Annotated in this window: 10 protein-coding genes; all 10 read right to left on the bottom strand. The window is 30.6% G+C overall.

The annotated features are described in order from the left end of the window. Positions 1–41: 41 nt before the first annotated feature. The gene (locus CVS92_RS07790) at positions 42–413 is read right to left on the bottom strand and encodes a hypothetical protein (RefSeq protein WP_199906422.1); all 372 of its coding nucleotides are present in this window, start codon (positions 411–413) and stop codon (positions 42–44) included. 182 nt (positions 414–595) lie between these two features. Further along, entirely contained in the window at positions 596–1,117 is a 522-nt protein-coding gene (locus tag CVS92_RS07785; RefSeq protein ID WP_054195925.1) for an Hcp family type VI secretion system effector, read from the bottom strand. 65 nt (positions 1,118–1,182) lie between these two features. Next, entirely contained in the window at positions 1,183–2,103 is a 921-nt protein-coding gene (locus CVS92_RS07780; protein WP_107789062.1) for a hypothetical protein, read from the bottom strand. A 9-nt stretch (positions 2,104–2,112) separates the two neighbouring features. Then, entirely contained in the window at positions 2,113–5,601 is a 3,489-nt protein-coding gene (gene tssM / locus CVS92_RS07775; protein WP_107789061.1) for a type VI secretion system membrane subunit TssM, read from the bottom strand. A 78-nt stretch (positions 5,602–5,679) separates the two neighbouring features. Next, positions 5,680–6,576, bottom strand: coding sequence for a type VI secretion system baseplate subunit TssG (locus CVS92_RS07770; RefSeq protein ID WP_107789060.1), 897 nt, complete (start codon positions 6,574–6,576; stop codon positions 5,680–5,682). After that, entirely contained in the window at positions 6,573–8,291 is a 1,719-nt protein-coding gene (gene tssF / locus CVS92_RS07765) for a type VI secretion system baseplate subunit TssF (RefSeq protein WP_107789059.1), read from the bottom strand. Before tssF ends, CVS92_RS07770 begins: the two co-directional genes overlap by 4 nt. After that, positions 8,291–8,680 (bottom strand): hypothetical protein, encoded by a 390-nt coding sequence (locus CVS92_RS07760; RefSeq protein WP_054195920.1) that lies wholly within the window; start codon positions 8,678–8,680, stop codon positions 8,291–8,293. The genes tssF and CVS92_RS07760 overlap by 1 nt, the downstream gene beginning before the upstream one ends. A gap of 7 nt (positions 8,681–8,687) precedes the next feature. After that, the gene (tssC, locus tag CVS92_RS07755) at positions 8,688–10,136 is read right to left on the bottom strand and encodes a type VI secretion system contractile sheath large subunit (protein WP_054195919.1); all 1,449 of its coding nucleotides are present in this window, start codon (positions 10,134–10,136) and stop codon (positions 8,688–8,690) included. Between the two features lie 2 nt (positions 10,137–10,138). Then, a complete protein-coding gene (tssB, locus tag CVS92_RS07750) occupies positions 10,139–10,624 on the bottom strand; it encodes a type VI secretion system contractile sheath small subunit (RefSeq protein WP_054195918.1) in 486 nt (161 codons plus the stop codon). A gap of 78 nt (positions 10,625–10,702) precedes the next feature. After that, positions 10,703–11,162 (bottom strand): type VI secretion system domain-containing protein (locus tag CVS92_RS07745; protein ID WP_199906421.1); only part of this gene is annotated, 460 nt, incomplete at its 5' end.

Here is an 11,162-nt window from a genome sequence, read left to right as displayed (position 1 = left end):
AAAGAGCAGCGAGACAAGTACACAAGGTGGGTTGTTTGTGTTTACTTTCGCATGGAACACTGCGATCTAAACGAAGTAGATCGTCGGCAGCGTCTGATGTGTATAAGTGACAGTTCTAATAGCTCAGGGCTTGCTTTTTTGTCTTTTATGCCATCGTTATTTTCTCTAAAAAAGACTAGGAATTCTGTTGCTATAATTGCAGTTAGCCATTTATCTGGCGTAATATCTTTATTCAAAAGTAAGTCGAACGTTTTAGTCTTATTATTTTCATAAGCAGCATCTAGTAAATTGGAGCCATCATTAGCGAAACTTGGGACTACATTAGCATCACACCCAAGCTCATCTATGTAATATTCTATACATTTAGCAGTATTTTCATCGTTCGTATTTTTATCAAAGATTACTGCAAACATATTTAAACAATTTGCTTCATGTGAATATAAAGATGTTATGAGAAATATGATTATAACTAGGTGTTTCATATCGCATTTCGCATATCATATTAATTTAAAAGATAAAGATAAAAAGGGCTCATCTGTGTCCTTCTAGCTAGAAGATGATTTTATTAACCCTAGGGGTAAACCCTAGGTTGGTTTTAAGCTTTTTTAGTAGCTTCTCTCCAGTCGTCGCTTCCGCTTGTGCCTGCAGCTACGTGTTCCCAAACTATCTTTCTATAGTTCATTGAAACTTTGAAAAGCTCTGTTTTGTCGCTGTTTAGCTTGTCTTGAGCATTTGGACTTACTAGAGTAATATCTGTTATAGTTGCATCTTCTAGTTTTGTAGTAAAGAAATGCTCCGCACCACCACTAGTTGATGTTCTATACCAATAGATCTCAACCTCTGGAAGTCTTTCGCCTTGTGTTAAAGCATTGTAAAGAAGTGGAACAGCTTTATTTAGTGATGTAGTAAAACTAAATGGCTTATGGACTCTTTGACCTGATGGTTGGCCACTTTGTGGATCAGTTGGAACTGTTACTATATGAGAAACCTCTTGAGCCATGATCTCATCTTCGTGACCTGACTGATAGCGATTACCTATACTAGCTTCTGTTGAAGCACCACTTGAAATAAGTCCTTGCGTAGAACCTTTCACTTTAATATACACTGGTTGTGACATATTTACTCCTATTAAAAAGTTTGGATTATTCTATCTTTTATTTACTTTCTGTTTTATTAAAAACATTACTTTTTTAACATATAGCTTTGAAGGGCTTTATGCAATAGATAATTAAACGCTTCCTTATCTTCCTTAGTACTTTTTAGTACAGCTCCTGAAATATATTTAAAAAACGAGTTATTCTCGACTATATCATACATTTGGCTATATAGCTCTTTGCAGATAAGCTTAACCAAAACCGCATTTATTAGCTCTGTTGAGTCACTAAGAGGAAGAGTTTTCATAATTGTTTCCATATCTTTTGTATTTAAAGTCCTAGTCTGCTCACTTATAGGGCTCATATTTGGTTGCAATTTTATACTCTCAACTATCTTTGTCAAAAGCTCATCCATGCTTTTTGCAGTTAGCATATTTTGATTATTTGCATTTTCTTCTTCATCAAAATTTTGAGCTATCTCATTTAAATTTAAAACTGCATCGTGCGCATTTTCATTTAAAGTGATATCTTTTTTATCATTTATTAATGAGTTTATCTTTGGCTCTTCTTTAAAATCAACATTTGAAATTTTACCAACTGGCTCAAAACGTTTATCATCAAGCTTGTCAAAATTTTTCGTATTTTCTATTATCTTATGGGCTTTTCCTATATATTCATCAATCCTGGAAGGGTCTATAAATATAAATTTTAACTCCCCTATCCTAAAGACATCGCCCAAATTTATGACGCTCTCATAGTCATCTGGAAGCTTTGAATATGAATCACTATAAAAAATTTCACAATCTTTATAGCCACAGATTGTGAAAACCCCCTCTTCAAATCCAACATGAGCGTGTTTTGGTGCGATTGAATCGCTCATATCATTACAAGAAAATTTTGTAGTATCTAACGAGCCTATATCACCGCCATTTTCATCAAAAATGATAAATTGAGCTGAAAAGCTTGACGCTTTATCGTAATTTTGTATAACTGCTGCTATTTGTTGCATATTTTATCCTTAATAAAGCATCTTCTTTGGTAAATTTATCGTTGGTATGATATCCATAAGCTCTAAAAGCTCTCCTCCATTTGGTGTTACTTCAAAGCCAAAATACGAATCTCTTCTACCATCAAAATTAAGCGTACTAACGCCAACGCTACTAAAATTTGAAGCCTTTAATATCTTATACCAGCCCCACTCTCCATCAAAGCTTAGCTCTTTTCTCTCGCTTCCAGTACTTGAAACTGCATTGAATTTAAACTGTGTTGATATATCAAAATTTTTACTTGAGACTATCAAATTTGAGGCAATTGTATGATCATAAGTCAAAGAGTTATTAGAATAACTAATATTTATATGGCTAAAATTTGCCGATAAGTCGACAGCTTTTAAATTATAATTTAATTTTAGCTCATCATTTGAATCAAGCATTAAATTTGAAATTCTGTCTATATAGGCAATATTTTTAAGGAAATCTCTGCTAAATCTTAGCTCTTTTGCATATTTTGGTCTTATTTTATAACCATCAGCGGTTTTACTTAAGATTTGTTTTAAATATCTATCATAAAAGCTATTCCAAGTTCCGTTTTTGCCAAAGAATCTTTTAAATTCTTCTGTGCTAACAGCCTTTGGAGATTGTTCATTAAATGGATAAAATGGCTTGATAAGACTTTCAAAATCATCAAAAACATCATCTCTATATGCTGTTGATAAAAGCACCGAAGCACCATTTTCTACTTGTTTCCACGCAAGTGTCGATAACTTTTGATAATATTCATTTAACTCATCTGGAAGCTTCTTAGCATCATTATTTAAGACAACGAATGGGTCGTTTTCATTTTTTATACCATTTATTGCATAAACTATTTTATCATCGTTACTTTGAAGCATTTCGAAGTTATAGTCACTAACTTTTTTATAAACGCTTGTTACATCATTGCTTATAATATCTAGCAAGTCATTAGAATTTAACACATGATAGTTAGTAAATTTAGCACTAAAATCACTGAAAACACGCTTTATCTCACTTGAAGCAAATCCTAGAGAATAGATATATTTTAGTAAATTCTCATCATTTAAATTTGTATTTTGATTAGTTAATTTTATTAAAGAATTTAAAGGATTTTCTCTCTTTGACAAGATGTCGAGTTCTTCTATGACCTCTTTTTTTGTGCTAAATTCATTTGGCTCTATTTCTCTTAAAATTTGGCTCCACTTATCAGCATAATTTTGCAAATAAAGCTCTATTACAGCAATACTTAACTCTTTCTTATCATTTGAGCTAATATCTTTTAAAGAAGAATTTGTCTCCATTAGCCAAGATTCTATTCCAGCTGTTTGATCTATGTTTGAGCTAAGCTTTGACAAGAAATCTCTTAAATTTTCTTTTGTATAAATTTTATTAAATGGCTTAAATGCTTCTTTCTCTTGGACTACCGTGTATAAATTTTCAACATCTTTTTTAATATCATAAAAAGATTTATCGTCCTTAAATGATATGAACTCAAGTATGTAGTAGAGCCTTTGTGCTCTTTGGACAGGTGATAGCCTCGTATTTGCTATACTTTGAGCAACTGTATCTGCAGTTATGTTTAAATTTTCTGCTTTTAAAATAACCTCAATATGCGCTAAAAATTCATCTTTTGCAACACCATATTTTTCAAATTTATCCCAGTTTGTGCTAATCCAAATTTTAAATAAATCTACATTTGTATAATCTTTGTCAAAGAGCGAATCATACATATAAAATGCTTTTATTAGCTTATCTGGATCAATTTCATTTTTTAGTATATTTTCCATTTCAGTTAAAACTGTATTTTTGAAAAAATCAGCATTTAAATCATAGTAAAGTGCTTTAACTGGAGTAAAGCCTTTATACGAAGTATCTAGTGTTATATACTCAAATTTAGTATCGCCGCTAAAGATTCTTGGATAGTCATTTAGACTTTGTTTTAGTAAATTTAGAAGCTCAATCTTTTGTGTTGGAGAGAGATCCTTATATTTTTTACCATCAAGGTATGAAGAAATTTTATTTGCATTATTTATAGCATTTTGCTCTTTTATGTTTTTGGTGTCTAGAATAAAACTAGAACCCAAATATACTCCAGCGCAAAGTATGGCTGCTAAAACAAAATTTGCAAATTTTGTAAATCTATTTTGAGCACCAAATTTATTTAAGTTAGCTTTAAAAGCTATCTCTTTTAAAAATGATTTTACAAAATAGCTTTGTTTACTATAGTTATTTACCGCTCTTAAAAGTGGTTTTTTAATGTTATATCTATCGCAAATAGTGTTTGTAAGATAGTTTATAGGTATATTTTCTTGATAAGCACTAACGAAATAAATTCCATTTATGGTTGAGCTATTTTTAAGTGCATTTTGAGAGCTTAGCTTTGTTACAAAATCTTTCACTAAAGCAAAAAAATTATCAAGTTGTTTTAAAAAGAGATATGAACGCTTCTTATCTTCCAATAAATGCGAAATCGAGTTCTTACTCATGAGATGTTTAAATAGTGACTCGCTTAGGTTTTTTAACTCTGTTTCTAGTGATTGTTTTGAGAAATTTGAATCTAAGTTTATTCCTAGAGCCTTATTTGCCACATCTTCATTGAAAAGTCTAAAATAATCTCCCATGCCATCTATTAAGTCAAGCTTGCTAAAAACAATATAAATAGGAAATTTAGTCTTTAGATGTTTCTCGCAGTCATTAACCCTTTTTATCATATATCTAATTAATTCATCAAAATATTCTTGAGTGCCTTCGAGGAATTTTTTAGTATCTATGATTAAAACTGCACCACTTAATCTAGCGTTAAAATCATTTCGTTTTAAAAAGTTTAAAAATTCACTCCAGATACTTTTTTTAAGCAAGTAATCCCTATTTTTATCCACATCATCTTCAGGAAGCTCTTCAGTAGCTGTTGGCTGATATAGGCTCTCTTGTGCAAAATGTATACCCTCAGTATCTAAAAGTGCACCAAATTTTGAAATGTAAAGATTAAAGTTTGTTGTACTTTTGTGTATTTTTTTATAAGTATCTAAACTATCAGATAGTGGAAATTCGATATTTGAGTAGTTTATAAATGCGCTCTTTCCAGCACCTTCGTTACCCATTATCATTATTAAAGGTAATTTTTTGAAATTTATATCTTTTTTCCATGTTGTTTTGGCATCTTTCAAAGAGAGCATAAAATTTCTTTTTGCCTTACCAAAACTATCCATAGACTCTTTTTTTATCTCTTTTAGCTTATTATTTTTTTCATCTTTTTGAGATGCTAAATAGTGCATTAATGGCTTGATTAAAACAAAAAATAAAATAACTGCCCAAAATGCAATTAATATAGTGACTCTTGAACTTATACTAGCAAAGCTATATACATCGTTAAAAGCTATAAGTGGAGCGTAAAGCCAAAATAAGATGCTTAATGCAATAGAAGCTACCAAAATGGTGCTGTGTTTAAATCTAAAAAAGACAAAAAACCTTCTTAGGTAATCGATAAATGCCATTGATGCACATCCTTTTACAAATAAATATATTTCTTTAATGTAATAATAACAAATATTTTAGATTTTATATCTGAAAATTTAAGAGCAAAGCCTAAATTTTATAAAATTTGACATATTTTTATTACTTTTAAGCCTTGCACCAAGGCCTATTTTACTATAACTTTCATCTATTCCAAGCCTTAGCTGCATCTTTGGAGAATAGTTTATTTTTATGTATAAATCAGCAACAAATTCATTGTTCGTAAAAAAAATAAGAGTATCTTGAAGCTCTTTAAATTTTCTTCTTTTTGGGAAAAAATCAATAGCTTCTTCATAATCTATGCCATTTATATAAACTGCTATCTTAGTTTGTTTCTCAAAAAGCTTTTTACCAAGTATAAAATTTCTGCCCAAAGTCCTATTTTTGATACCAAGCGAATTTAAATTTGAAGGTGCTATGAAAATTTGATTTGGTAAATTTTCCAGCAAAAATAGTTTATTTTTTAAATTAAAATGACGCTGCAAGGTAAACTCGATCTCTCTTTTAGGCCTTCTTTGGCTAATAATAAGCGGAGAAAATGGTAAGAATTTTTTTGCTAATTTTTTATTGCTTATGTTTAATATATCCAATAAAATCTTTGAAATTTTATCGTCAAGCTCTTTTTCAAAAGATCTTGCATAATTTTTTAAACTAATGCTATCAAAGAAAAGCCAAAGCAAGTAATTGTCAAAAAAGTCAAAAAATTTCTCGAAATTATTATCGCTACTTTTCGAGATCTTTTCTAAAATATAACTTGTAAGATGCGAGCCACTTCCCAAAAGACCCATAAAATTTACGACAATTTTTATTGCATCCTCTTTATTTAAGCTTTCAAGCTCATTAATCGGATAGGCAAAACTTGGGTTATTTTTTAAAAAAATATCCCTTCTATCGTGGTGCTTAAGGCAGTTCTTTACTAATTTAAAAAAAGAAGCTTGATTTAGTTCTTTGTTCATATTAATTTTTTTGTACCACCTAAAAAGTCATAATTAAGCAAAATTTTGCTCTTTATACACTTTATTTTAAGCTCGCAAAATGAATTAATTGAAGCAAATTTTGATAAAAATTTCGACAAATTTATACCTAAAGCATAGACATTTCCAATGCTCTCAAATTCACTTTCATCTATATAAAATATACAGAGCAACCCTCTTTTTGCAAAACCTTGATCAACTCTATAAATTTGCTTTGTTTTTATATCATAAAGCGAGTTGGCAAATTTTTTAAAAAACTCATCATCTGGCGCGCTAAATGTATTAAGAAGTGCTAAAAAAGAGCCCTTCTCTAGTATACTTTGATAGCTAAAAGATAAGATACTAACTAGTTTCCAAAGAAGATTTCCATCTATTTTTACTCGCTTTACACTAGTTGGAATGGTTAAATTTTTAGTTGTTACACCTTGATGGGATAACACTCTATCTATCTCACCAAGTCTTAGCTTGCAAGGTAAATCACCATTGCAGCAAAGTGCATCTATGCTAATGGTTTGATCTTTGGAGTCGCTTTTAAAAAAGGAAATTTCTTTATAAGAGTCTAGTTTTATATCTGTTTTATTACTGACAAAATAATAATCTTTTGCTCGCTCATCATTTAAAAATTCAAATCTCTCAAAACTTTTATAGTTTTTTAATATCCTTTTTTCATTATTACTACTATGAGCGACCACCTTACTGATTGAAACAATTTCATAAGCATCGATATTTGAGCGATCTAGAAAAATTCTATATTCGCTTCGCCTATTGTTATTTAAAATAGGCTCGGCACTCATTGCAAATAAATTTATTACAGGTGTAGCAAAAAGAGAAAAATACTCTAGCCTTGGCACATATCCACTTGGCATATCTTTTGAAAATATGAATTTAATATTAAAGCTTTTTGCAGAAAATTTTTTAAGAAAGCTAAGACCATTTAATCGCATGAAATTTAACTTTGAAGGAAAAAATGATAGCTCTTTCAAAAGCTCAAATGCTTCAAATCCAAACTCATCACTCTTTATCAAACGCTCATCAAACTCATCTAAACTAAGTTTATCAGGGCTTAACTTTATCTCTTGATCGCTATCTTCAAAACTTATTGTAATAAATTTCAAGTAATTTTTTAGCCACATTAAGAGTGTAGAAGAGAAGTAAACATTATCTCCAAGATATAAATTTAAAAAATCTATATCAAGTTCTTTAGTGCTAAACTCGTCCTTTGTAACGCTTATATTTAAATTTAGAAGATAATCACTCTTATTGTTTGACATAAAAGCTTTTGTTATCTTTAAGGGAAGCAAATTTATGTCAAAGATTGTTTGAAATTTGCACGTTATGCCATTGATCTGCTTTGACTCAACTATGCTTCCTTTTGGTATAAATTCTTTTACCCCAGAGAAGTCATCTCTTAAGGTAAATTCTTGCATACAAACTGATGGAAAAGGATTTGTATAGCTTGGCATTAAGATATTTACTAAAGACTCAGCGATTAGTGGGATATTTTCATCTAGTTCTTGCCTGATTCTAGATGTTAAAATAGCCATATTTTCTATTATGCTCTCAACATCAGGATCTTTGCTCTTAGTATCTAAAAATGGTGCAACTTTTGGAAAATTTTTAATAAAAAGGGCTCTTGTTTCATCAAGGTATGCCATCTCTTTTTGAAAATAAGCTAAATTATTTTCATTATAATCCATTATAAAATCTCACAATATCTATTGTTTTTAAAAATAACTTTTAGCAAATACTCTTTGAAATTATCGTTTTTATGCTTGTAGTTTATATTAAAGATGATACGCCAAGGCTTTAGTGAGTCATCGTATCCGATAGATGTTACTTCTATTCTATTCTCATTTGAGCTGATTAGTTCATATATCGCCATGCCAAGTTTATGACCAAGCTCGTTTATCTCAACACCCATCGACCAAAGATCAATAATACTATCATTTAATCGGCCGTAGTTACCAAGTCTAGAGTTTAAAATGGTATCAATGTGATCTTTTATGTCGCTGTCTAGATCTTTAAAATATGGACGTAGCTTTGATTCATCGCTAAATTCATATAAAATTTTATCTATCAGCGACATAGTAAGCTTACTCTTTGTCTAGTTTTCCGACCAAAGAAAGCTCGAAATTTGCTCCCATAAATTTAAAGTGAGGTCTAGCCAAAAGCTCTATTTTATACCAACCAGGCTCGCCAGCTATATCACTGACAATTACTTTTGCGCTTCTAAATGGTCTTCTACTTCTAACATCTGCTGGTGGGTTTTCCTGATCCGAGATGTATTGCCTTAGCCATTCATTTAAGCCGCGCTCAACGTCGCTACGCTCTTTCCATGTACCTATCTCTTCTCTTTGAAGCACTTTTAGATAATGAGCCAAACGAGAGATCAAGAACACATAAGGCAGTTGAGTTCCGAGCCTGAAATTTGTCTCAGCAGCTTTACCTTCTGGAGTATTTGGGAAAATTTTAGGCTTTAGTGCAGAGTTAGCAGAGAAAAATGCAGCATTATTGCTATCTCTTCTTAAAGTAAGAGCGATAAATCCATTTTCTGAAAGTTCAAATTCTCTTCTATCTGTGATCAAAACTTCGGTTGGGATTTTTGTTTGAACGCTTCCATAATTTTCGTAAGTATAAGTTGGAAGATCCTTTACAGCACCGCCACCTTTTGGTCCAATGATATTACCGCACCATCTATAATCAGCAAAACTATCTGTAAGCCTTGTAGCAAACGCATAAGCTCCATTGCCCCAAAGCATATCATCGTGATTATTTACAGTTTCTCTATAATTAAAGCTCTTTATAGGGTTATCCTCTGGTACATAAGGAGATCTTGTAAGAAATCTATTTACCATACAACCTGTGTATTTTGCATCTTCATTTTCTCTAAAAGTTCTCCATCTTGTATATTGTGGGCCTTCTAGCATACTTTTTAGATCTTTTATATTTTCAAGCTCACCAAAATTGTCAAGTCCAAAAAATTTAGCAGAAAGAGATGTAAGAAGTGGCGAATGGCTCATTGCAGCAATTGATGACATTTTATTTAAAAAAGTCATATCTTGATTTGATTTATCTAGCTCATAGTCAGCCACTATCGCACCAACTGGTTCACCACCAAATTGTCCATATTCGGCTGAATAAATTTGTTTATAAAGTGTACTTTGAGTTATATCTAGATTATTTTCAAAATCATCTAAAATTTCTTCTTTTGTAGCGTCTAAAAGATCAATTTTTACATTTTCATTAAAATTTGTTCTCTCGACCAAAAACCTAATTCCACGCCAAGTTGATTCTAGCTCTTGAAAAGATTTATTGTGTAAAATTTCATCCATTTGAGCAGATAAAAGGGTATCAATGTGAGCTATCATCTCATCAAGTGCGAGCTTGTTTATTTTATCTTCAGCATTATTTGTTGTTATTATGTTTGAAATAAACTCAGCAACTCCTTGCTTTACAACACTATAACTCTCGTCATCTTTTGAATATTTACTCCTTTGCATTATGCTTTCAATGATAGGAGTTTTAACTTTAGTTTCAGACATTTTTATTCCTTATCTTGTTCGTCTTTAATCTCTAAAAGAAGTTGTTTTCTACTATCTTCATCTTTTATAGCTTCTAAAACCGCTTTTCTAAAATCAGGCATATTGCCCATAGGACCTTTTAGTGCAACTAAAGCTTTTCTAAGCTGTAAGAGTTTTTTTAGCTCAGGAATTTGATTTATAATATTGTCTGGATTAAAATCATGGATGCTCTCAAAATCAAGGTCAATATTTAAATCTTCATTATTAGAATTTAGCTTATTTTTTACAGAGAAATTTGTATGAATATCTAAGCTTTTCATAACCTGATCAAAATTTATTTTATTGATAGAAATCACTTCACGATCTTCAAGTGGAGTTTGGTTTTCGCCAGTTAAATTTGCAACTACCATAAGTTTTAATGGAAGCTCTACATCAGCCTCTTGGTCATTTGTCTTAGTTTTATAAACTATATTTATGCGTTCTTTTGGTGGGATTAGATTATCTGCCATAGTAACATCCTTTTTTCGTAAATGATTTAAGAATTATATTTAAATAAAATTAAAGGTGATTTAAAAAAACATATTTTATCACACAAATGTTTTTGCCTTTATATATACGTCTGATAAATAATCTTTAAGCTCGGTATTTTCTATAAAATTAACTATTTGTGCATAGGTAGCTTTTGCATTATTATTCATACCTTGTGCAGTAAAAATTTTTGATAATTCAAGCATAAAATTAAGCTCACTTTGAGCACTTGAAGCATGCTTACTTTTATCTAGTTCTTTTATTAGATCTTCAAAACTCATATCTTTTTTACTATCACTGCTGGAAGTAAATTCCAAAGAGTTGCTTTTAATAAAAAATTTATTTATCTCTTCACTAAAAAAAGATTCTCCACTTTGAAATTTGAGCTTTTTTATATCTGGGAATTTATCAATAAAATTTAAAACCATATCACAAATAAGATCACTTTGCCTTGCAAGTCCAGCACTATTTAAAAACTCGCAAAATATCTTAATGCCTTCTATCCAAAATGGATTAAGT

Source organism: Campylobacter concisus, from assembly GCF_003048555.1.
In the GTDB taxonomy this organism is placed as follows: domain Bacteria; phylum Campylobacterota; class Campylobacteria; order Campylobacterales; family Campylobacteraceae; genus Campylobacter_A; species Campylobacter_A concisus_AO.
Note: the sequence above shows the minus strand (reverse complement) of the source record. Positions and strands in the feature narration are given on the sequence as shown.

Coding starts and splice junctions, on each gene's coding strand:
- tssC (WP_054195919.1), bottom strand. CDS start 10,136: ATGTCTGAAACTAAAGTTAAAACTCCTATCATTGAAAGCATAATGCAA.
- tssM (WP_107789061.1), bottom strand. CDS start 5,601: ATGGCATTTATCGATTACCTAAGAAGGTTTTTTGTCTTTTTTAGATTT.
- CVS92_RS07770 (WP_107789060.1), bottom strand. CDS start 6,576: ATGAACAAAGAACTAAATCAAGCTTCTTTTTTTAAATTAGTAAAGAAC.
- CVS92_RS07790 (WP_199906422.1), bottom strand. CDS start 413: ATGTTTGCAGTAATCTTTGATAAAAATACGAACGATGAAAATACTGCT.
- tssF (WP_107789059.1), bottom strand. CDS start 8,291: ATGGATTATAATGAAAATAATTTAGCTTATTTTCAAAAAGAGATGGCA.
- CVS92_RS07785 (WP_054195925.1), bottom strand. CDS start 1,117: ATGTCACAACCAGTGTATATTAAAGTGAAAGGTTCTACGCAAGGACTT.
- tssB (WP_054195918.1), bottom strand. CDS start 10,624: ATGGCAGATAATCTAATCCCACCAAAAGAACGCATAAATATAGTTTAT.
- CVS92_RS07780 (WP_107789062.1), bottom strand. CDS start 2,103: ATGCAACAAATAGCAGCAGTTATACAAAATTACGATAAAGCGTCAAGC.
- CVS92_RS07760 (WP_054195920.1), bottom strand. CDS start 8,680: ATGTCGCTGATAGATAAAATTTTATATGAATTTAGCGATGAATCAAAG.